This is a genomic window from Hymenobacter sp. UV11 (assembly GCF_004684095.1).
In the GTDB taxonomy this organism is placed as follows: domain Bacteria; phylum Bacteroidota; class Bacteroidia; order Cytophagales; family Hymenobacteraceae; genus Hymenobacter.
Genome location: NZ_SRII01000010.1, coordinates 111,453 through 132,942 on the forward strand (window position 1 = coordinate 111,453; position 21,490 = coordinate 132,942).

Genomic DNA, 21,490 nt, shown 5'->3' on the forward strand with positions numbered 1-21,490 from the left:
CTAACCCAAGTTGCAGACCAGCTTGCTGCGGGGGAAGTTTCAGCTGGCGGGGCCGCCTGGCCGGTCCGCCGGCGCGAGCCGGCCGACCGGTTATCGTTGCCAGCTGCGGCCCACGCATCGACAACCGGTCGGCCGGCCCGCGCCGGCGGACCGGGGAGCAGGCCTCGCAACTTGGGTTAGCTATTCGGGGCCGGCCTGCGTATGCGGGGCAATTCCTTTCACACTGCTCACTTACCATGCGCTTTTTTTACGCCTGCCTGGGGCTGGCCTTGGCGCTGGCCGGCCCCGCGGCTGCCCAATCGGCAGCCCCCCTCAACGATACGATAAAGGTTAATAAAGAGCAGTTTAACCTGTTTAACCCTACCCCCCGCAAGTACATGCGGCCCTTGGTGCCCGACCGCCCCGGCATCACAGAAAGCCCCTACTCGGTCGATGCGGGCCACTTTCAGTACGAGAGCGACGCGCTGCGCCTGCTCACCCGGCGCGAGGGCACGGCCTACGGCCACGACTGGTACGGCAACCATTTTCTGGCTAAAATCGGCCTCACCAACCGCACCGATTTTCAGGTGGCCCTCGACTCGTACACCGACACCCGCAACTACGACGACCTCGACCCCGGCGCTACCCAGGTGGCGCGGGGGGTAGGCGACGTGACGCTGCGCGTGAAGCACACGCTGGTGGGCGACGACGATAGCCGCTGGGCGCTGGGTATCATCGGCTACGTGCAGGTGCCTACCGGCGGCCTCGTGGGCGACGGCGGCTACGAGCCCGGCCTCGTCATGCCCGTGGTGTACCAGTGTACCAAAGACTGGAGCATCGGGGGGCAGGTGGCGGCCAACTATTTCTACGACCGCGAGCAAACCCAGCACTACCTCCAGCTCACGCCCACCTTCACCACCGACTACCAGTTCAACAAGCTGGTGCAGGCCTTCGTAGAGCTGGTGGGCTACTGGGACGTGCGCCAGGCGTCGTGGCGCAGCTCCATCAACCTGGGCCCGCAAATCGATATTTCTGACAACGTGCAGCTCGATTTTGGCACTCACCTGCCCCTCACGCACTCCGTGGATAGAGAGTATTTTCTGGGCATCAGCTTCAGAAGGTAGGGTGGGGGTAGGGGCCGGGTAAGTAGGGCTGCCGTGCTTTTATTCCTTCGTAAAGGGATAGTCTTTGCCGCCCTGCTGAAGCATGAATGTCGGCTTAGCCGCGTCAAACGTCATCTTAATACCGGCCTGGTCAAACTTAAATATGCCCGCGCTCACCGGCTCCAACGCGAAAGCGGGCTGACCCGTGGCCTGCGCCTTAAGGGTCGTTCCGTCTTTGGTCACCGCAATTTTGAGTGGGATGGCGGGGCTGGCGTAGGTGCCCACGTAGCGGTCGAGGTCGGCGGGGGTAGGGGCGTAGGTGCTGGGCGTGAAGTCGGGCAGCTTGTAGGGCCGGCCAAAGTAGAGGCTGAGCGCGCCGACAATCACCTCATTGGGTGCGTAGGAGCCGCCGTTGCTGCACACCGCCACCGCCAGCTTATCGCCCGGAAAGTAGAGCGCCTCCGAGCGAAACGCGTCGATGCCCCCGGTGTGCCCGTAGCCCTTTTTGCTGCCAAATGGCGCTTGCATCAGGGCCCGGCCGTAGCCGTCGCGCACGTCCTGCATGGCCGCCAGGCTGCTGGCCGACACCAGCTTGCCGCCAAAGAGCGCCTCCAGAAAACGGTCGAGGTCGGTGGGCGTCGAGACCAGCGCGCCCGCGCCGGCCGGAATGCTCATGTCGGTTTCGGGGCTCAGCTTCCAGCCGCTGCCGCTGGTTTCGTAAGAGAAAGCCTCTTGCTTTTTTGGGTCAATCTTACCGCCGTAGTAGGTGTTTTTGAGGCCGGCTTTGGCAAAAATTCGCTTCTGCAGGGCCTGGGCGTAGGGCATTTTAGTCAGCTTCTCCACGATGTAAGTCAGCAGCACAAAGTTGGAGTTGCTGTACTCATACTTCGCACCGGGCGCAAAATCGGGCTGGGGCTGGGCGATGATGGCCAGCAGTTCGGCCGGGGTTTTGGGCTGGGTCATGTAGCCCAGGTAAGCCGCATCATTGGTGAAATTGTGGATGCCGCTACGGTGGCTCAGCAGCTGGTCGATGGTGATGTCCTTCGCATTCGGCACCTGCGGAAAAAACGTGGCCAGCTTGGTGTCCAGCGTCAGCTTTTTCTCCTCAATCAACTGAAAAATTAGCACCCCCGTGAACACTTTGGATATGGAACCAATGCGGTAGTGCGTGGCCGGGGTGGGTGGCACCTTCGGGGCTACTTGCGCTGAGCCGAAGGCGTGGCTATACACCACGTTGCCGTCGTGCGAGAGGGCCAGGCTGCCCATCAGCTTATCGTGGCTGGCCAACCCGTCGAGCAGGCTGTCGAGCTTGGCGGTGTTCAGGGTTTGGGCCGGGGCGGCGAGGCTGCCGAGGGCCAGCAGCGTGGTAGCGAGCGTAGCGCGGGTGTTCATAGCGAGTTGGGAGAAAAGGAGGGGGTAGGGCGTGCCGCGAGTACATCGCCGAGGCCGCAAAGTAATTACGGTCTGGTGCAGCTAAATACTTAAGTATCGCTAAAAAGCAACACGCAACACCCCGCCGCCGCCCGCCGCCCCGTATTTCTCGCGCCGGGTGGCGGGCAGCAGCAAGATGCTGCGTGTTAAGTTATGAGCAGTAAGCCAGTAGCGCGAACTACAAAGTTCGCGCTACTGGCTACTGACTAGTTGCGGGCCAGGGTGGGGGTAGGGGCGGGCAACTCGGCGCGGCCCATCACCACCAGCACCCGCTCGCCGGCCTGGGCGTGGGCCAGCAGCCGGCCATACACCTGCTGCTCGCGGTAGGCCAGCACGGCGGCGTTCGCCTCGCGCAAAAAGGCATTATCGGAGTTAGCGGCCTGGGGCGCAAACCAGTCGGCCGGGGCCTGCCACCACTTGGGGCCGGCGGGGCAGTAGCGGCGGTAGGCGGCTACCAGCTCGGCCTCAGTGCGAATCACCTGCGCTGTGCCGGGCAAAAAGTGGGCGCTATTGGCGATGAGCTGCCGCATGGCTTGCTTGGTAAGCGCGGCCGACGCGCCGGTGCGCATCCGGTAGCGCTGGGTTTCGCGCAGCAGGCAATACAGCTTCAGGCGCTCGGGGTCGAGCTTGGTTTGCAGGTAAGCGTACTCGGCCAGCGGGTCATCGAGGCGCTCGGCGGGCACCTGGTACTGCCGGGCCAGGAAGCGGGCGTAGCCGCCCTCCCCGAGCCGGGCAATGGTAGCCGTTTCGGTGCTGTCGAGGCCGCCGTCGGGGTTTTGGTAAAAAACCACCGTGGGCCGGCTGGTTGCAAACGCCTGCCGCAGCTGGGCAAACTGCGCATCGGCGGCATCGTGCGAGCACACCGCGCCGAAGTAGGTGATGCTGCCCCCGCCCGCCACGCTACGGGTGTAGTAGGCCGGCGCCAGGCTGGTAGCGCGGAGGCTTACAGCCTGCGCATTGCCCGGCGCGGCGGCTAGCGTTTGGGCGAAGGAAGGGGCGGCGGGCAACAGGGCCACGGCGAGCAACAGCGCAACAGTTTTCATGGTAAGAAATTGAAAAACAGTGAAAAAGATTAAAGAATGTGCGTAGTCAGCAGGGCACAGGGAGCCGGTTGGCGAGTTGCCAATTGATAATTTCTCCCCGCTAGCTGCTAAGTGAAGCCCTACCCCCCGAAGCCGCCGCCACCGCTGGGGGCCGAGTCGATGCGGCCGGCCTTGGCCTTGGTGGCGCCGATGTACCAGGTGAAGCCCAGCCAGCCCACGCGGGTTTCGTACTTGCTGTAGAGCGAGGTTTGCAGCTCGGGCGTGGCCAGCTCGGTGCGGCGCACCTGGGTATTGAGCAGGTCGGAGACGCGCAGCGTGAGGGCAGCGCGGTCACCGAACAGGCGCTGGCGCAGAGCCAGGTCGAGGCCACCGGTGGGCAGCTGCCGGCCCTGGGCCGTGAGCACCGTGGAGCGCACGGTGCCGGTTAGCTGCACGTCGAGGCCTTTGCGGGGCGTGAAGTTGTTGGCCAGGCGGGCGGTGCCGGCTAGGGCCGAGCGGTTGGCCGCGTCGCCGGCGTTGGTGGCGATTTGCGAGCGGTAGAGCGAGCCGCTGGCCGACACGCGCCACCACTTCGTCAGGGGCTGGGCCCAGGTCATTTCGAGGCCCAGGTTGGTGGTGCTGCCCAGGTTCTGGAAGGTTTCCTGGGTCACTACCCCCACGTTGGCGGTGCGGGTGGCCAAGGTGTCGATGGTGCGGATGCGCTGAATGGCGTTCTGCGTGAAGCGGGCGAAGACCGTGCTCGTGATGCTGGCCCCATTCTTCAGATTCAGCTGGTGGCCCAGCTCGATATTGTGGCTGAACTCGGGCAGCAGGCTGGGATTACCCTGGCGGTAGTTGCGCGGGTCCTGGTAGAGCTGCAAGGGCAGCTGCTGCATAAAGTCGGGCCGATTCAGGCGGCGGGCGTAGCTAAATTGTAGCCGGCTCTGGCCAGGCTCCTTCGCCAGCTCTTTGGCCACCGTGGCCGACGGAAACAGGCTGATATACTGCCGATTCACCGAGGCGCGGCCATCGGCCAGGCCGCCGTTCAGGAAGGTAGCCTCGGTGCGCAGGCCGCCCTGGGCGCTCCAGCCTTGGGCCAATTGCTGGGCGTAGGTGGCGTAGGCGGCCGGCATCACCTGCACAAAGCTGTAGTCGAACGAGCGCTGGGCGTCGCGCACAAACTCGGCGTTCGGGTCCAGGCTGGTGGGCACCAGCATGGCCGTGCTGCCGGTGTTGCGCAGCACCTGGTTTTTCAGGCCGGCTTCTAGCTTGCCCTTGCCATCGGCGCTGGGCAGCGTGTAGTCTATTTGGCCGAAATAAATCTGCGCGTTCACCTGCTGCTGCTGCTTGAAGCCGGCGGGGGCCGAACCGCCCGTCAGCAGCTGGCTCACCGGAATATTGGCGTCGATAACCACCGCGCCGGCATTGGCCGTCAGCTCGCGGCCTTTGTGGGCCTCCCAGGTGCGGCGGTAGCTGGCCGACGATTCAATGACCGTCACCTTCACATCGGCAATTTCCTGGCCGCGCTGGGTCGTTACGGTAGGCGAGCCCGCCGTTTGCTGTGTCAATAGCTGGTTGGCGGTTTCGGTCTGGTGCTCCCAGTGGGGCTGCACGCTCAGGCTCAGGGTCTGGTCCTTGGGCAGGGTATAGTCGAGGCCCAGGTTGAGGCTGTGGTTGCGGTTGTGCTGGATGCCGGTGCCGTCCTGGCCCGTGAGCAGGGTGCCACCGTCGGGCAGCAGCGCCGATTGCTGGCTGTTCGAGCGGGTGCGGTACAGCTGGTCGCGGCCGTCGTAGCCCAGGTTCCAGGTGGCCTTATTGTGGTGGCGGCTCAGGCTCAGGCTGGGCGAGTATTTCTCGCGGCTGCCCAGCACCAGGGCGGCCTGGCCGTTCCAGCCCTCCTGCTTGTTTTTCTTGGTAATGATGTTGATGACGCCCGCCCCGCTGGCGTCGTACTTGGCCGAGGGGTTGGTCATCACCTCAATCTGGGAAATCTGCGAGGCCGGAATCTGGTCGAGGCGCGGCCCCGGCCCGCCGTTGCTGGTGCCGGCCGGCTTGCCATCAATCAAGATGGTCAGGTTCGACGACCCGCGCAAACTCACCGTGCCGGTGGCGTCCACGGCCACGGCGGGCACGTTTTCGAGCACGTTCACGGCGGTGCCGCCCACACTGCTCAGGTCTTTCTCCACATTGATAATCGTCTTGCCCAGCTCCTGCTGCACCACGGCTTTCTCGGCCGTCACCTTTACCTCGGCCAGCTGCTGGCTGCTGGTGCGCAGCTTGAGCAGGCCCAGCGCCACGCTGGCCTGGCCGGGCGCCACCCTCACGGCCTGGGCCAGGCTCCGGTAGCCCAAGGCCAGCACCCGCAGCTTATACGCGCCGGCCGGCACCTGGGGCAGGGCAAAGGTGCCATCCAGGGCCGTTTGGCCGCTGGCTACCAGGCTGGTATCGGCGGCTTCGGCGTGGCGCAGCAGCACCGTGGCGAAGGCCAGCGGCTCGGCCTTGGCGCCACCATCCACGGCCGTACCGCTTACGGTGGCGCGGGAGGGGGTAGGAGCCGTCTGGGCCGCCATCGTCAGCGGCAGGCCCAGGGTAGCCAGGAAGAGTAGCGAGTTGAGTTGAAAGGCGTAGTGCATGGCGCGAGAGCTGAAAAAGGCGTTCAGAAAGGGCATGGCGATTCCGTTCCCAGTCGGCCGCGGTTCCGGTGGGAGAGAGAAAAGCTGGTGCCTGGTGCCAATGGCACACGGGCAAAAAGGGGGGGTAGGCTGACTAGCGAGCTAGTCGAGGGGGTAGGCCGGTGAGGGTTCCGGCGCAGCCCAGCGGCCCGGTTGGCGGCTGGTAGCTACCTCGCTGGTGGCGCAGCTAGGCGCGGCCAGGTTGTGGGTAGGAAGCGGTACTTGGCTTTTGATAGAACAAACTTACAACAGGTACTTTGTTTCGCATAGTACTGTTGCAGATTTATTTTGAAAACTGCCCTGGTGGCGTCTAATCAAAGATTTTTATTTGAAATAATTTGTTGGTGCTGGCTGACTTACCTGCTTTTAGTTCCCTGCTGCCTGCTCCGACTACCGGTCTATCGGTTCTAACGTTACCGGCATTACAAAAAATGGCGGTTTTTACCTGGCCTCTCCTCAGATGCGCCCTACCCCCCGCGGGTTGCCTGGCCCGCCCGCGCATCCGCATGAAGCAAGTAATTTTGCCTAGCTAGCCAGTGCGGCCACGGCCATTTTTGCCCGGTTGGCTGTTGCTTCTCCAATATGTGCTGTAAGAGGCGCCTTACCTTCCTGTTTCCATGATAAAACGTTTTTTTCAGGCGGCCCTGCTAGTGGGCGCGGCCGTTTTGGTGGCCCCGGCAGCCTCGGCCCAAACCTTTGCCAAAGGCGCCGACGTGGGCTGGCTCCAGCAGATGGAGGCCACGGGCTACGTGTTCTACAACGAGCAGGGCCAAGCCCAAGACTGCCTGGCGATTCTCAAAGACCAGGGCATCAACGCCATCCGGCTGCGGGTGTTCGTCAATCCCTCCGATGACAAAGCCAGCGGCCATTGCAGCCCGCCCGAAGTGGTGGCGATGGCCAAGCGCGCCACCGACCAGGGCTTTCGGGTCATGATTGACTTCCACTACAGCGATACCTGGGCCGACCCCGGCAAGCAGGCCAAGCCCGCCGCCTGGGCCAGCCATTCGTTTGCGCAGCTGCTCACCGACGTGTACGACCACACTCTCAGCACCATGACCATGCTGAAAGCCGCCGGCGTTACGCCCGAGTGGGTGCAGGTGGGCAACGAGATTCCCGGTGGTATGCTCTGGCCCGAGGGCAGCACCAAGAATTTTCCGCAACTCGCCCAGCTCATCACCAAGGGCTACGAGGCGGTGAAGGCCGTGAGCCCGACGTCCAAAGTCATTGTGCACCTCGACCGCGGCAACGACAACGCGATGTACCGGAGTTTCTTCGACCAGCTTACCCAAAACGGCGGCAAGTTCGACGTCATCGGCATGTCGTACTACCCCTTCTGGCTCAAGCAGGACTACACGGCCTCCATCGCCAACCTGCGGGCCAACCTGCTTGACATGGTGGCCCGCTACCCCGGCAAAGAAGTAGTAGTGGCCGAAGTAGGCAACGACTACACCAACGTGCAAAACAGCTTCGATATGCTGCTCGCCACCCAGCAGGCCGTGCGCGCCGTGCCGCAGGGCAAAGGGCTGGGCGTATTCTACTGGGAGCCCGAGGGCGCCAAAAGCTGGAGCCACTACCAGCTCAGCGCCTGGGGCGACGATGGTAAGCCTTCGCCCGCGCTCAAGGCTTTCCAGGATGGCGCGGCGGGCAAGCCCGCCCCGGCGACGCGCTCCAAGAAAGCCAAGTAGAAAATGCTAAAAGAACGTTATGCTGAACGTAGTGAAGCATCTCTGCCACGCCGTTAGATTACTAACCCAACGGCGCGAGCGAGATGCTTCACTACGTTCAGCATAACGTTCTTTTGTATGCGTTTTAATACCGCGAAAAGTCAAACGCTACCGCCCGTAGCTAATCAGATTCTCCACCATTCCCTTGAAAATGATGCCGTGGAAGGGCAGCACCGAATACCAATAGAGCCGGCCCAGCAAGCCCTCGGGGCGGTAGGCGGCCAGCTGCTCCAAGGTGTGACTACCGTCGGGGTTGTCCACGATGCGGAATTGCAGCCAGGCCTCGCCGGGTAGCTTCATCTCGGCGTAGAGCAGTAGGCGCTTGGTGGCCTGGTCGGCCACCAGCACGCGCCAAAAGTCGAGGGGGTCGCCGGCGCGCAGGTGGTTGGGCGAGCGCCGGCCGCGGCGCAGCCCTACCCCCCCCACCAGCTTGTCCATGATGCCGCGGATGCGCCAGAGCCAGTCGGTTTTGTACCAGCCGCGCTCGCCGCCGATGCGCCAGATATTCTCCAGTACCTCGGTTACCGGGCGCGTAAAGCGGCGCTGCTGCCGGTCGAAGAACATCCCGTTTTTGGGAATTTGGATGGCGTTCATGTAATCGGGGCGCAGGGTGCCGCTGCTCATGGCGTCGCTCCAGCTGCTCACCACCTCGTTTTGCTCGATGCGGCGGAAGGCCAGCGCCAGCGCCTCGCGGTAGCTCATGCAGCGGTGTGGCACCACGCGCTCGATGCTGCGGGCGGGGTCCACCACGGTGTCGTTTTTGAGGCTTTCGACCAGGCTCTGGGCCAGGGAAAACGAAGTGCTGGTGACCAGATACAGCCACCACGACGACAGCCGGGGCGTGAGCACGGGCACCGTTACTATCCAGCGCTTGTAGTTGCGCACGGCGGCTAGGCCGAGCAGCATTTCCTTGTAAGTCAGCACGTCGGGGCCGCCCAGGTCGAAGCGCTGGCCCAGGCAGGCGGGGTTATCCAGCACGGCTTCGAGGTAAAACATCACGTCGCGGATGCCCAGCGGCTGGCAGCGCGAGTTGAGCCAGCGCGGCGTCACCATCACGGGCAGCTTCTCCACAATGTCGCGGATAATCTCGAACGACGCCGACCCCGAGCCGATGATAATGCTGGCCCGCAGCACCGTGAGCTGCGCCGTGTGGGCGCGGCCCAGCACGTCTTCCACCGCGCGGCGCGAGCGCAGGTGCACGCTCAGGTCGTGGTCGTTGGCAATGCCCGAGAGGTAGATAACCTGCCGGGCCGTGGTGCGGTCGAGGTAGTCGGCAAAGTGTTGGGCGGAAGCCTGTTCCAGGTCAAAAAAATTCTCGCCGCCGTCGCCGCTCATCGAATGCACCAGGTAATAAGCTGCGTCGATATCGAGGGGTAGGGCAGCCAGCGAGTCGGGCTTGAGCAGGTCGCCCTCGGCGGTGCTCACCTGCGGGTAGCGGCTGGCGGGCAGCGTGTCGGGCAGGGCAAAGCGGCGGGCGTCACGCACCAGGCACACCACCTCGTGGCCGGCGGCAGCCAGCACCGGCAGCAGGCGTTGGCCAATGTAGCCGGTGGCCCCGGTGAGCAATATTTTCATGGGCGGAAAAGGGAGGGGTAGGAACGTATAGGAGTGCGAAGTAAGAACGTAGGAATGACGCACTTGTTCGTCGGCTTTGCCCCGCTGCTCGCCCCGTACTTTTGTGGCCATGACTACTCCCTACCCCCTCGCCCTGGCCGGACTCGCCCTGCTGCTGGCTTCCGCCGCCCACGCCCAAACCCCGCTCACCGTGCCCCAGCCCAGCCCGGCCGTGAAAATCCGCGAAGCCTTCTCGACCTCCTTTGTCGAACTGAATTACTCGCGCCCCTCGCTGAAAGGCCGCACCGCTTTCGGCGGGCTCGTGCCCTACGACCAGGTGTGGCGCACGGGCGCCAATACCGTAACCAAAATCCGCTTTGGTGAGGCCGTAACGCTGGGCGGCCAGGCCGTGCCGGCCGGCACCTACGCCCTGCTCACCATCCCCGGCAAGGCCAACTGGACCGTCATCCTCAACCGCGACACTGCCCAGTGGGGCGCCTACGAATACAAGCAAAGCCTCGACGTGCTGCACCTGCCCGCCAAAGCCACCAAGCTGGCCAATCCGCAGGAGAGCCTGAGCCTGAGCCTCGAAAACCTGCGCCCCGCCGCCGCCGACCTCACCCTGGCCTGGGAGCGCGTGCAGGTGGCCATCCCCCTCACCGCCAACCCCGACCCCATCGTACTGGCCCAGATTCGGGAGGCGATGAAGGGCGAGAAGAAGCCCTACGTGGCGGCCGCGCAATACTACTACAACTCCAACCAGCCCGACCTCACGCCGGCCGTGGGCTGGCTCGATGAGTACATTAAAGCCACGCCCGCCTCGGCCTACTACGGCTACTACTGGAAGGCCAAGCTGCTGCAAAAGCAGGGCAAAAACCAGGACGCCGCCAGCGCCGCCCGCAAATCGCTCGATGCGCTCGGCACCAACAAAAACGAAATCGCCAAAGCCGAATACACTCGCCTCAATACGCAGCTGCTGACTGAAGTGGGGGGTAGGAAATAGGCCATCTGCCCGGCCGGGCGTAACCTTGCGGCTTCGCCCGGCTCACTCCTGATTTCTTATGCGTCGTATTGCCCCGCTCGCGCTCGGCCTGCTGCTCCTCAGCCCCCTGCTGGCCCGTGCCGATGCCCTCGACGGGGCCTTTATGATGCTGAAACTACTAGCCGCCGTTTGGGGGCTGGCCTTTCTGCTCATGCTGTTCAGCCTGCTGGCTTACCGGCAGCCGGCCTCGCAGCCGCTGCGGCTGCTCAACTACGTGGGGGTAGGGCTGAGCGTGCTGCTGGGGCTGGCGTGGCTGTTCGTTTTCAGCCGGGGGCAGTCGGCGGGCAGCATCTCGGGCTTCGGCGATGCCAACCCGTTTCTGAGTTTGTCTCTGCCGTTTGCGGCGTGGCTGGGCGGGGCCCACTACGCCGCCACGGCCACCCAGCCGCGCGCCCGCCAGTGGGGGGTAGCGGTGGCCGTGGCCGGCGCGCAGCCCACCATAAGCGCCCTGCTGAGCCTGGCCACGCGCTGGCTGATGCCCGCCGCAATAAACTTTGGGCTGGTGGGCCTCGCCTACGTATGGTGGCTGGTGGGGCTGCTGGTGTCGGTGGGTGTGTGGTGGCTGGTACTGGGGCAGGCGCAGCGCCGTCAGCCCTTGGGGTGGCACGAGTGGCGGCCCATCCTGCTCGTGCCAGTGCTGGCTACTGTGCTCAGCACTGTGTACACCTACCTGCAGTTTCTGGTGCTCGCGCAGGGCGAGATGGACCTGCAATGGCTGGGCCAGGCGGTGCTTTCTTTTTTCACCTATGGCCTGGTAAGCTGCGCCGTGGGCGCGCTGGCCATCTGGCTCAATCAGCGACGCTACCAGCCCGTGGTGCTGCCCTAGGCGGCCGGTTTTTCGCCCTGCTGCGCCACCATTTGCGAGAAGCTTTTGGCGGCGTGGGTAAACTCGGAGGGGATGAGCACCACCGTCGTGGTATTGTTGTCGATGCCGATTTCGGCCAGCATCTGCATGCGGCGCAGCTCCAGCGCGATGGGGCTTTTCTCCATTTCCAGCGCCCCCTGCGTGAGCTTGAGGCTGGCTTCCAGCTCGGCCTCGGCCTTGATGATGCGGGCGCGCTTTTCCCGAATGGCCTCGGCCTCGCGGGCCATCGCCCGCTGCATCGACTCCGGAATTTCCACGTCTTTAATCTCGACCAGCTCGATTTTCACGCCCCAGGCCTCGGTGGCCGTGTCCACTATGCGCAGCAGCGAGCCGTTGATGAGGGCGCGCTCGCGCAGCACCTCATCGAGCTGGTGCTGGCCGATAATGTTGCGTAGCGCCGTGACGGACAGCTGGTACACCGCCTTGTTGTAGTCGGCCACTTTTATAACCGCATCCGCCGGGTCGAGCACCTTAAACCATAGCACCGCATTCACCTTAATGGTCACGCTGTCCTTGGTGATGGTTTCCTGCTGCTCCAGCTCCACGGTTTTGGTGCGCATGTCGATGGTTTGCTGCCGCTCAATGAACGGCACCAGCCAATACAGCCCCGGCCCGCGCGTACCGGTATAGCGCCCCAGCCGAAACACGATGGCCCGCTGGTATTCCTGAGCAATGCGCAGGCTCATCGCTAGCAGCACGATGGCCACGATAAGGAGGGGTAGGAGCAGCATGGGGAGCAAGTTGGAAAAGTGTAGCGCGTATGTCGCTCCTACTCAACAAGTATTACCGCCAAATCATTACCGCCGCCGGCCTGGCGAGCTAATTAACCCAGCCGCCGCTGCGTCTACGCATCCGGCACGCCACCAAAAAACTTGTCCAGCACCGCCCGAAAAACCGGGTCCGCGCCCGGCACCGCCGCAAATAGCGTCATCGACGAGCGCAGCTTTAAGTCATCCGGGCTGCCGAAGATGCTGCCGGCGCTGCTGCCGCCCAGTTTCAATAACTCGCCGGCAATCTCCCGCAGCCGCGCGCCCAAAACTGGGTGCTGCGCATACGCCGCCGCTTCAGCCGCGTCGCGGATAGCGTAGTGCTTCGAGATTTCACTGAAGCCCAGCCCCTGAATCTGGGGGAAGATGTACCACATCCAGTGGCTGCGCTTGCGGCCGGCCATTATTTCGGCCAGGGCGGTGGGGTAGGCGGTAGCCTGCGCGTCGAGGAAGCGTTGGAGGTTGGGGTCGGTGGGCATATGGCTGAGAGCTTTCGGTACTACCAAACTTACGGTAGCAGGTTTGCGTTGAATGTTCTACATTTGTTGAAGCTTTAGCACAACAAAAAAATAAGGGGATAAGCCTCGCGGCCTACCCCCTTACCCTACCTAATCCAATGCGCGGCGGCCGTTACGGCACCACCGCTCATCAGCAACCAGAGTAGCCATTTAGCAACCTCTGGCGGTATGCGGATGTCAAGCTTAATTTTGACTTCCGTTTTCGCACGAGCCTTATCCATTGTGAGTTGGAAGTTAAGGTGTGACAGCACCTGCTTCCTGAACCCTCGGCGTCGCCACAACGCCGGGGGTTCGCCGTTTATAGGCAACCGCGTTGGCGAGGTGTTTCCCGTGCGTTGCGCCAAAGGTAGAGACTTGAAGAGGTCATAATTCTAATAGTACAAAGCCCTTGATTCAGAAATTAAAGCATTGCTTTATAATTTCTGAATCAAGAGCTTTGTGTATCAATTTAAATAGGACTTACGCAAAACGGGGTTGTCATTGCGAGCAACGCGAAGCAATCGCACCTAAACGATACCCGAGCGACTCGTTCTGATGCGATTGCCGCGCTTCGCTCGCAATGACAGACGCTTTTGCGTAAGTCCTAGTTAAAAAAAAGTCACAAAAATTACCGCCCCACCACGGGCAGCACCGGCAGGCTCTCGCGGCCCTGCGCATCCACGCTCACCACGCCGAAGATGTAGTTGTCTTTGCTGATGGCCAGGTCGGCGGTGGTGCCGCTTACTGGGAAGCGCTGCTGCCACTGCGGGGCGCTGGTTTCGCGGGCCAGCACGAGGTATCCTGCCGGGGTAGGGCCGCCCTGCGGGGCCTGCCAGCGCAGCTCGGTGCGGTTGGTGAGCTTGGCAGTGAGGACTTCCACTTTTTGCGGGGAGGCGGGAGCCATGGCCAGGCTGGCCAGGGTGGCGAGGTTTACCTGGGCAGTGCGGCGCAGGTAGCGGAAGTCCATAAACTCGGGCTTGTCGCCGTACTCGATGCCGCCTTCGGTGCGCAGGTCCTGGTGCTGGTGGTTGAAGTTCTCGTTGGTTTCGGTGAAGCGCACGGCCGCGTAGCCCTGCTGGTTGAAGGGCGTGTGGTCGCCGCCGCGCAGGAAGCGGTCGGGGCGGTACTCCAGCAGCACTGAGTAGCCGCCGGCGCTCACGTACTGGCGGGCGGCCATTTGGGCGTAGCGGGCGAGCTGGCGGCTGCTGGCGTCGTTCTCGTTGCTGAGCTGGCGGCGAGCCTTGGCCTGGTCGGGCGTTTCGGTGGCCGGCACGCCCTCGCTGAATACGCGCAGGTGCAGCGAGTCCGTGATTTCGGGGTCGTAGCCTTTCGAGTTGCCCACGATGTCGTTATTCAGCATCGCCACCAGGTTCCAGCCCTCTTTTTTGGCGCGCTTGGCCAGGTGGTCGGCGCCGAGCAGGCCCTGCTCTTCGCCCTGCACGGCCACCAGCTTTATCGTGCACGGAAACTTCTGGCCGGCCAGCACGCGGGCCACTTCCATCACGGCGGCCACGCCGCTGGCGTCGTCGTTGGCGCCGGGCGCGTCGGCGGTGCGGTTCATGATGTCGGTGACCCTGGAGTCGATGTGGCCGCTCATCAGGTACACGCGGGTGTCGGTGGGGTCGGTACCGGGGATGGTGGCCAGCACGTTGGCCATCAGCGTCTTCTTATCTACGCGGCGGCCGTCGGGGTTATAGGTAAAGGTGTCCATCTCCACCGTCATGCGCCCGCCGCCGGCCTTGCTGTATTTCTTAAACTCGTCGAACACGTACTGGCGCGCCGCACCGATGCCGCGCTTCTTGTCCTTGGTTTCGCTGAGCGTGTGGCGGGTGCCGTAGCTCACGAGCTTGCGCACGTCGGTTTCCAGGGTTTTGGCCGAAATCTCGTTCACCCACCGCTGAATGCTGGGGTCAACGGGGGGTAGGGTATTGGCGGTTTGGGCCAGCGCGGTGAAGGGCAGCAGGCCGGGGAGGAGTAGGAGGATTTTCATAAGGAATTGCAAGAAACGACAAACGCCGCCAGTCGGCCAAGACTGGCGGCGTTTTTAAGAAATAAGTCTGTCATTGCGAGCGCAACGCAGTGGAGCGCGGCAATCTTTCCTTCACGCCAGAGTTAGTACACCAACGATTAGGAAGGATTGCCGCGCCCCACTGCGCTTCGCTCGCAATGACAAACGCAGGTTTTCCTACCCCATGGTGTGGTACACGGCCTGCACGTCTTCGTCTTCTTCGAGCTTATCAATCAGCTTTTCGACCTCCTCGGCCTGCTCGTCGTTGAGCGAAACTGTGGTGTTGGGCACGCGCTGCAGCGTGGCGCTCACGATGTTAGCGCCCTTGGCATCCAGCGCTTTCTGCATCTGGCCGAAGTCAGTGAACGCGGTTTCGACCACCATATACTGGTGCTCGGCGCCGTGCTCGTCTTCCTCAGTGGTTTCGTACACGTCCTCGGCGCCGGCGTCGATGAGCTCCAATTCCAGCTCGTCGCGGTCCAGGCCTTCGGCGGCCAGCTTGAAAACGCCCTTGCGGGTGAAGGTGTAGTCGGAGCTGCCGGCCGTGCCTAGCGCACCCGCGTTGCGGTTGAAATACAGGCGCACGTTGCTCACGGTGCGGGTGGGGTTGTCGGTGGCGGTTTCGACCACAATGGCCACGCCGTGGGGGCCATAGCCCTCGTACACAACCTCTTGGTAATCCTTTTCGTCCTTGCCGGTGGCGCGCTTGATGGCGGCTTCCACGCGGTCCTTGGGCATGTTCACGCCCTTGCCGTTTTGCATGGCGGTGCGCAAGCGGGCGTTGGAGTCGGGGTTGGGGCCGCCTTCTTTCACGGCCATCACGATTTCCTTGCCGATGCGGGTAAAGTCTTTCGACATCCGGTCCCAGCGCTTCATTTTGCGGCCTTTCCGGAATTCAAATGCGCGTCCCATCTTTTCTAGTATCAGTTAACAGTTATCAATTATCAACTCGGGGGCCGGGTGGGGAAGAGGAGTTGAATGCGGTCGCAAGTTACTACGCCCGGCCGGGGGGTAGCAACCCGACCGGCGCTAGCGGCTGGCCGGCGGCGCGGCCACCAGCTCATACACGCCCTTGTTGCCGCGCGGGTAGCCGTCGAGGGTAATGGTGAGGCGGCGCGTTTTGGCCACGTAGCGGTAGGTGCCGCGCTGCGCGTCGGGCCCTTTCAAATCGGTAAAGCGAAATACGATGCTGTCGCCTTTGGTGGTGAAGCGGCCGTGCTGGGCAAACATCCGCGGGCCGCTGTCGCCCATGAGCAGGCTCAGGCGCTTGTCGTAGGTGCCGTCGGCGCGCAGGGCCAGCGTGCCGCCTACGCCCGGCACCTGGGTCGGCGGCTCGCCGGTGGTGAGGTCCACCACGGTGTAGCCGGTGTACGAATAGGTGGTGTAGAACGCGGCGGGGGGGGTAGGGGCGGGGGCGGCCAGCAGCCCGGCCGCCAGGAGGTAGCGCATCATGGGCAAGTTCAATAAAAAAAACGGGGGTAGGACGGGCACCCAACGCGCCCGCCCTACCCCCGTCAAAAATAGCGCCCGGCGCTACGCGCCCGGCCGGCGGCCCGGCTTGGCGTAGGTGGTGTCGGCGTATTTTTTGCCGGGTTTCGAGGGCTTGCGCTTTTTGCGGCGGCCGCCCACCAGCAGCCACGCGGCGCCGGCCAGCAGCAGGCCCGCGCCAATGGCTGCCGCTTGCTTGGGCAGCTTGTCGGCGGGCTTGGGCGGCAGGTGCTCCACGCCGCTGGCATCGGTGAGGGCCGGCTCATCGAGGTAGCGGCCCTGGGCGGGCAGCTGGTAGTTGTCGGCCAGCTTGCGCAGGCCGGCGGCAGCTTCGGGGCCTTTAATTACCGGCCCGTGGCCGCAGCCAATGGCGGCGGGGTTAAGGTCGGCCAGCGTGCGCACCGACTGGCGGCATTTTTCCCAATCGTAGTTGAAGGGTGCGCCCGCCACGCTGATTTCGGGAATGCCGAGCAGCACGGCCGGAATCGACTCGTGATTAGTAGTAGCAAAAGCGTCGGCCCCGATGAGGGTGCGGTCGGCCTCGCGGAAGAAGGCGATTTGGCCCGGCGCGTGGCCCGGCACGTGCAGCCAGCGCCACTGCACTAGGTAGGGCGGCTGCTCACTGTCGAGCGGCAGGGCCTCGGCCACGTCGGTGAGGTCGGGCAATTGCGTTGGAAAAAACCGGCTCATAAACGCCAGCGAGCCGCCCACGGTGGGGTCGCTGGGCGGGTACAAGGCCTTGGCCGTGATGTAGGGCAGCTCCAGCGGGTGCGCGATAACCGGCACGTGCCAATGCGCCGCCAGCTCCTTGGCCGAGCCCATGTGGTCGAGGTGGCCGTGGGTCAGGATAATGGCCTCGGGGTGCGTGCCGGGGTAGAAGAGCTTGTCGGCCGCGGCAATGATTTCCTTGTCCAAGCCCGGCAGGCCGGTGTCAATCAGCACCCACTCGCCGGGAGTGCCGGTTTCGACAAAATACACGTTTACAAAACGTTTGATGCGGAGCTGGTGCACACCAGCGGCTACTTGGTCCATAAGGTGGGGGTAGGGGCTAAGGGAAAAGGGAAAGCGTATCTGCCTCCCGATACGCAAAACCCGGCCGCCGGGCTGCCTGGCCAGAGAATCAGCGGGATAGGAAAATAGAATTTTAAGCCAGGGAAGGCTGAGCCAATGGTATATTTGGAAGCTCTTTTCTTACGTGAATTCTAAACTTGGATGCGTCTACTCGCTACGTTACTTTTTTGTGTGCTAGGCCACGCTGCCTTGGCGCAGCAGCCCGCCCAGGCGGCCACCCAGCCCGAGCTGGAATTTATTGAAAACCGCGGCCAGTGGCCCGCCGCGGTGCGCTACCGCGCTGCCCTACCCGGCGGCGGCCAGCTCTTTGCCGAAGCCGACGGCCTGCGCCTGGCCCTGCTCGCCGATGGTGCCCTGGCCCACCCCAGCCACGCGCCCGAGGCCACCGGCCAGCGCGCCGCATCCACTTCCAGCATCTCGCCCAGCCCTGCCCCCAGCGGCACCCTGCGCGCCCACGCCTTCGACCTGCGCTTCGTCAATGCCGCGCCCACGGTCCACCCGGTAGCCGCTGGCCGCACCGCCGAGCACCGCAACTTTTTCCAGGGAAAGGACCCCGCACACTGGGCCGCCGACGTGCGCAGCTACCGCACCCTGGCCTACTCCGAGCTGTGGCCGGGGGTAGGGGCGCGGTTCTACGAAAACGACCAGCAGCGGCTGGAATATGACTTTACGGTGGCACCGGGCGCCGACCCGGCGGCTATCGGGCTGCGCCACGACGGCGCCGAGCTGGCCCTCGATGCAGGCGGCAACCTGCTGCTGACCACCAGTGTGGGCACCGTGCGCGAGCTGGCCCCGCAGGCCTGGCAAACCGACGCGGCCGGTACCCGCCGGCCCGTGGCCTGCCGCTACGCGCTGGGCGCGGGCGGCACCGTGCGCTTTGCGCTGGGCAATTATGACCGGACCCTACCCCTCACTATCGACCCCACGGTGGTGTTTGCCACCTACACCGGCTCCACGGCCACCAACTGGGGCTTCACGGCTACTTATGATGCGGCCGGCAACCTTTACTCGGGCGGCATCGCGTTCAGCCTGGGCTACCCGGCCAGCCCCGGCGCCTACCAGACCACCTTCGCGGGCATCATCGACATGGCCCTCATCAAGTACGACGTGACCAAGACCGGGCCGGCGGCGCGGGCCTGGGCTACTTACCTGGGCGGCAGCCAGGCCGATTTTCCGTCGAGCCTCGTCACCAATGCCCAGGGCGAGCTGCTGGTGCTGGGCAGCACCGGCTCGGCCGATTTTCCGACCACGGCCGGGGCAGTGCAGCGCACGTTTGCCGGCGGGCCGGCGGCCGACCCGTTTGGCGATGCTGCGCAAAGCAGTATTTATCAGGTGAATGGCTCTGATATCGTGGTGTGCCGGCTGTCGGCCTCGGGCGCGGCGCTGCAGGCCAGCACTTACCTCGGCGGCTCCAATAATGACGGCCTGCTGCCGCTGAACCCGTACACGGCCGCCCCGCAGCTGGCCCACAACTACGGCGACCCGTTTCGGGGTGATATTCTGGTTGATGCGGCGAACAACGTGTACATCGCGTCCAGCACCTCATCGAGCAATTTTCCGATGGCCCGTGGCTTTCAAAGCACCTACCGCGGCGGTACTTCCGACGGCGTGGTGTGCAAGCTGAACGCCGGCCTTACCGCCCTGCTGTGGGGCAGCTACCTGGGCGGCAGCGCCTCCGACGCCGCCTACTCGCTGCAGCTGGAGCCCACTACCGGCGATGTGTACGTGGCCGGCGGCACGCTCAGCGCCGACCTGCCCGCCACCACCGGCGCCCTCAATCCGCGGGCCTTCGGCAACGTCGATGGCTTTGCGGCACGCATTGCGGCCAGCGGCACCAGCCTGCTGCGCACCACCTACTTGGGCACCAGCGCTTATGACCAGGCGTTTTTTCTGCAGCTGGGCGGCGATGGCGGCGTGTACGTGCTGGGCCAGTCGCTGGGCGCCTACCCTACCACTGGCGGCTTGTATAAAAATACCGATGGCCGGCAGTTCATTCACAAGCTCGACGCCAACCTCACCCAAACCCAGTTGGCGACGGTATTTGGCAGCGGGCGCGCGGTAGTCGATATCGTGCCCACCGCCTTTTTAGTTGACCGCTGCGACCGGGTGTACGTGTGCGGCTGGGGCGGCCCCAACAACGGCAGCTACAGCACCTCGTCGTACCTCACGGCCAACCAGGGGGGTAGCACCCTGGGCCTGCCCACCACGGCCTACGCCGTGCAGCCTCAAACCGATGGCGCCGACTTCTACCTAGCGCAGTTTTCGGCGGGCCTCACGGCGCTTAGCTACGGCACTTTTTTCGGGGGTAGCGAGGTCGAGCACGTCGATGGCGGCACCTCGCGCTTCGACCCGCGCGGCATTGTGTACCAGGCTGTGTGCGCCTGCTTCACCAACCAAGGTTTTCCTATTCCGATGGGAGCCAACTACTACGCTAGTAATACGGGCAGCCCCGGCACCTGCAACAACGCGGCCTTCGTGCTCAACTTTCAGCCCGACCTCGCCTACGTAGGCCCGCCCCAAACCGTGTGCACCAACGGCCCCTCGCCGCTGGTGGGCACCCCCGCCGGCGGCGTCTGGACGGGCCCCGGCGTGAGCGGCAGCCCGGCTCTGGGCTACGTCTTTACCCCGCCCGGCCCCGGTACTTACCCGCTCACCTACACCGTGGCCACGGGGCAGTGCGTGAGCTCGGCCACCCGGCAGGTTACGGCTGTGGCCCCGCTGCCCGTGAGCATCGGGGCGGGGCTGCTGGGCGCGTACTGCACCACCAATAATGCGCCGCTGCCCCTGGTGCCGCTGGTGGGCACGCCGGCGGGCGGCACGTTTAGCGGCACGGGGGTAGGGCTGGCGGCCAATGGCACCGACCAGGTTTTTGACCCCAACCTCGTGACCAGCGGCAGCGCCACCCTCACCTATACCTACAGCGTGGGCTGCCCCGGCACCGCCACCCGCCAGGTGCTGGTGACCAAGGCCGACGCCGGCCCCGACCAAACGGTGTGCGTAGGCTACTCGCCCATTTTCCTGCTCGGCACGCCGGCCGGCGGCACCTGGAGCGGGCCCGGCGTGTCGGGCTCGGTGGCGGCGGGCTACGTCTTTACGCCCTCGGCGGCACTGGCCGGCACCGTCAGCCTGACCTATTCCCGCCGGGCAGCCGACAACTCGTGCACCGCCACCGACGAGCGCCGCATCACCACTATCGATGCCACTAATCTGGTGCTGAACTCTTTGCCCACCCCCCTGTGCGTGGGTAATACCACCCAGTACCCCCTGTCGGCCAGTATGCCGGGCGGGTACTGGTCGGGCCGGGGCGTGGGCCAGGGTAGCAACGGCGACTACTATTTCGTGCCGGCCATGGCTGGTGTAGGCACGTTTTTCCTGAGTTACGTGGTGGGTATCAACACCCCCTGCCCGGTGCAGAAATCGCTTGCCGTAACGGTTTCCTCTACGCTAAACGTGAGCCTGCCCCTTGATACGCTGCTGTGCCCTGGCAGCCAGCGGCCGGTGCCGCTACGCGGCGGCCAGCCCGCCGGGGGCGTGTGGACGGGCACTGGCGTGAGCGGCAGCGCTGCCACGGGGTTTTACTTCACGGCGCCGGCCGGATTTACGGGTTCGGCTAGCCTGGTCTATACTGTCACGACTGGCGGCTGCACCGGCGTGGCTACCCGGCGCGTGGGCGTGGCACCGGTGCCTGCTTTCCAGCCCAGCTGGGTGCCGCTGGCCTGCGCGCAAGACCGCCAGGTGCCGCTGCAAGTGCGCTTCAGCGATGCGGGCGGCAACGCCGGCACCCGCTGGGACTTTGGCGATGGCAGCCCCGCCGCCACCGGCGCTGTGGTGCAGCACACCTACCAGCAAGCGGGTCGCTACCAGCCCACCGTAAGCCTGCGCTACCTCAACGCGCAGTGCGAAACCACTGCGCCGCTGGCCGCCATTGAAGTGCAGAACCAGGCCATTCCGAACATTATCACGCCCAACGGCGACGGCAGCAACCAGTACTTCCGCCTACCCCCCAGCTGCGCGCCGCAGCTCCAGCTATTCTCGCGCTGGGGCCAGCAGGTGTACGAAACCGCCGCTTACCAAAACGACTGGGACGCCACCGGCCAGGCCGCTGGCACCTACTACTACCTGCTCACTTACCCCGACGGCCGCCGTATCAAGGGCTGGCTCGAAGTGGTTAAGTAGTTGCCGGCCAGCGGCTGTTCGCTTGACCCCGTCAAGCGCCGCCTGCTTCTGCGGCTTCCGCGCAACCCTCCGCGTCTTCTGCGGGCTAACA

General features: G+C 64.2%; 15 protein-coding genes. 5 read left to right on the forward strand and 10 right to left on the reverse strand.

Annotation, left to right across the window (positions count from 1 at the left end; translation table 11 throughout):
• Positions 1-236 precede the first annotated feature (236 nt).
• Positions 237-1,103, forward strand: coding sequence for a transporter (locus E4631_RS18835; RefSeq protein ID WP_133659433.1), 867 nt, complete (start codon positions 237-239; stop codon positions 1,101-1,103).
• A gap of 39 nt (positions 1,104-1,142) precedes the next feature.
• On the opposite strand, the gene E4631_RS18840 is transcribed toward E4631_RS18835, so the two are convergent.
• From E4631_RS18840 to E4631_RS18850, 3 genes are all read right to left on the reverse strand, one after another.
• Positions 1,143-2,474: a serine hydrolase gene (locus tag E4631_RS18840; protein WP_133659434.1), complete on the reverse strand. Its 1,332-nt coding sequence runs from the start codon at positions 2,472-2,474 to the stop codon at positions 1,143-1,145.
• A gap of 245 nt (positions 2,475-2,719) precedes the next feature.
• A complete protein-coding gene (locus E4631_RS18845) occupies positions 2,720-3,556 on the reverse strand; it encodes a hypothetical protein (protein WP_133659435.1) in 837 nt (278 codons plus the stop codon).
• A 119-nt stretch (positions 3,557-3,675) separates the two neighbouring features.
• On the reverse strand, positions 3,676-6,168 hold the full coding sequence (locus tag E4631_RS18850; protein WP_166648228.1) for an outer membrane beta-barrel protein: 2,493 nt from the start codon (positions 6,166-6,168) through the stop codon (positions 3,676-3,678).
• 656 nt (positions 6,169-6,824) lie between these two features.
• On the opposite strand from E4631_RS18850, the gene E4631_RS18855 reads away from it, so the two are divergent.
• Positions 6,825-7,892, forward strand: a complete 1,068-nt coding sequence (locus tag E4631_RS18855; RefSeq protein ID WP_133659437.1) for a glycosyl hydrolase 53 family protein — start codon at positions 6,825-6,827, stop codon at positions 7,890-7,892.
• A gap of 147 nt (positions 7,893-8,039) precedes the next feature.
• On the opposite strand, the gene E4631_RS18860 is transcribed toward E4631_RS18855, so the two are convergent.
• Positions 8,040-9,506, reverse strand: coding sequence for an SDR family oxidoreductase (locus E4631_RS18860; protein WP_133659489.1), 1,467 nt, complete (start codon positions 9,504-9,506; stop codon positions 8,040-8,042).
• 109 nt (positions 9,507-9,615) lie between these two features.
• Here E4631_RS18860 and E4631_RS18865 point away from each other — a divergent pair, with 109 nt between their 5' ends.
• Both E4631_RS18865 and E4631_RS18870 read left to right on the forward strand, forming a co-directional pair.
• Positions 9,616-10,488 (forward strand): DUF2911 domain-containing protein, encoded by an 873-nt coding sequence (locus tag E4631_RS18865; protein WP_133659438.1) that lies wholly within the window; start codon positions 9,616-9,618, stop codon positions 10,486-10,488.
• Positions 10,489-10,546: 58 nt separating this feature from the next.
• Complete coding sequence (locus tag E4631_RS18870) at positions 10,547-11,353, forward strand: hypothetical protein (RefSeq protein WP_133659439.1); 807 nt, start codon at positions 10,547-10,549, stop codon at positions 11,351-11,353.
• Here the strand turns inward: E4631_RS18870 and E4631_RS18875 are convergent.
• The 6 genes from E4631_RS18875 to E4631_RS18900 all read right to left on the reverse strand — a co-directional run bounded on the left by E4631_RS18875 (position 11,350) and on the right by E4631_RS18900 (position 17,184).
• On the reverse strand, positions 11,350-12,123 hold the full coding sequence (locus E4631_RS18875; RefSeq protein ID WP_133659440.1) for a slipin family protein: 774 nt from the start codon (positions 12,121-12,123) through the stop codon (positions 11,350-11,352). The two genes, E4631_RS18870 and E4631_RS18875, sit on opposite strands and share 4 nt — an antisense overlap.
• Before the next feature lie 113 nt (positions 12,124-12,236).
• Positions 12,237-12,638, reverse strand: coding sequence for a DUF1810 domain-containing protein (locus E4631_RS18880; protein WP_133659441.1), 402 nt, complete (start codon positions 12,636-12,638; stop codon positions 12,237-12,239).
• A 646-nt stretch (positions 12,639-13,284) separates the two neighbouring features.
• A complete protein-coding gene (locus E4631_RS18885) occupies positions 13,285-14,646 on the reverse strand; it encodes a M20/M25/M40 family metallo-hydrolase (RefSeq protein WP_133659442.1) in 1,362 nt (453 codons plus the stop codon).
• Positions 14,647-14,841: 195 nt separating this feature from the next.
• The gene (locus tag E4631_RS18890; protein ID WP_133659443.1) at positions 14,842-15,576 is read right to left on the reverse strand and encodes a YebC/PmpR family DNA-binding transcriptional regulator; all 735 of its coding nucleotides are present in this window, start codon (positions 15,574-15,576) and stop codon (positions 14,842-14,844) included.
• 117 nt (positions 15,577-15,693) lie between these two features.
• Positions 15,694-16,116: a hypothetical protein gene (locus tag E4631_RS18895; RefSeq protein WP_133659444.1), complete on the reverse strand. Its 423-nt coding sequence runs from the start codon at positions 16,114-16,116 to the stop codon at positions 15,694-15,696.
• Positions 16,117-16,197: 81 nt separating this feature from the next.
• Positions 16,198-17,184, reverse strand: coding sequence for an MBL fold metallo-hydrolase (locus tag E4631_RS18900; RefSeq protein WP_133659445.1), 987 nt, complete (start codon positions 17,182-17,184; stop codon positions 16,198-16,200).
• 210 nt (positions 17,185-17,394) lie between these two features.
• Here E4631_RS18900 and E4631_RS18905 point away from each other — a divergent pair, with 210 nt between their 5' ends.
• Positions 17,395-21,399 carry a gliding motility-associated C-terminal domain-containing protein gene (locus E4631_RS18905; protein ID WP_133659446.1) on the forward strand — a complete coding sequence of 1,335 codons (4,005 nt, stop codon included), beginning with the start codon at positions 17,395-17,397 and terminating at the stop codon, positions 21,397-21,399.
• Positions 21,400-21,490 lie beyond the last annotated feature (91 nt).

What these genes read in the sequence shown, in the direction of transcription:
- E4631_RS18900 (WP_133659445.1), bottom strand. Translation starts at nt 17,184, where the DNA reads ATGGACCAAGTAGCCGCTGGTGTGCACCAGCTCCGCATCAAACGTTTT.
- E4631_RS18845 (WP_133659435.1), bottom strand. Translation starts at nt 3,556, where the DNA reads ATGAAAACTGTTGCGCTGTTGCTCGCCGTGGCCCTGTTGCCCGCCGCC.
- E4631_RS18860 (WP_133659489.1), bottom strand. Translation starts at nt 9,506, where the DNA reads ATGAAAATATTGCTCACCGGGGCCACCGGCTACATTGGCCAACGCCTG.
- E4631_RS18850 (WP_166648228.1), bottom strand. Translation starts at nt 6,168, where the DNA reads ATGCACTACGCCTTTCAACTCAACTCGCTACTCTTCCTGGCTACCCTG.
- E4631_RS18865 (WP_133659438.1), top strand. Translation starts at nt 9,616, where the DNA reads ATGACTACTCCCTACCCCCTCGCCCTGGCCGGACTCGCCCTGCTGCTG.
- E4631_RS18875 (WP_133659440.1), bottom strand. Translation starts at nt 12,123, where the DNA reads ATGCTGCTCCTACCCCTCCTTATCGTGGCCATCGTGCTGCTAGCGATG.
- E4631_RS18885 (WP_133659442.1), bottom strand. Translation starts at nt 14,646, where the DNA reads ATGAAAATCCTCCTACTCCTCCCCGGCCTGCTGCCCTTCACCGCGCTG.
- E4631_RS18890 (WP_133659443.1), bottom strand. Translation starts at nt 15,576, where the DNA reads ATGGGACGCGCATTTGAATTCCGGAAAGGCCGCAAAATGAAGCGCTGG.
- E4631_RS18880 (WP_133659441.1), bottom strand. Translation starts at nt 12,638, where the DNA reads ATGCCCACCGACCCCAACCTCCAACGCTTCCTCGACGCGCAGGCTACC.
- E4631_RS18840 (WP_133659434.1), bottom strand. Translation starts at nt 2,474, where the DNA reads ATGAACACCCGCGCTACGCTCGCTACCACGCTGCTGGCCCTCGGCAGC.
- E4631_RS18895 (WP_133659444.1), bottom strand. Translation starts at nt 16,116, where the DNA reads ATGATGCGCTACCTCCTGGCGGCCGGGCTGCTGGCCGCCCCCGCCCCT.
- E4631_RS18870 (WP_133659439.1), top strand. Translation starts at nt 10,547, where the DNA reads ATGCGTCGTATTGCCCCGCTCGCGCTCGGCCTGCTGCTCCTCAGCCCC.
- E4631_RS18835 (WP_133659433.1), top strand. Translation starts at nt 237, where the DNA reads ATGCGCTTTTTTTACGCCTGCCTGGGGCTGGCCTTGGCGCTGGCCGGC.
- E4631_RS18855 (WP_133659437.1), top strand. Translation starts at nt 6,825, where the DNA reads ATGATAAAACGTTTTTTTCAGGCGGCCCTGCTAGTGGGCGCGGCCGTT.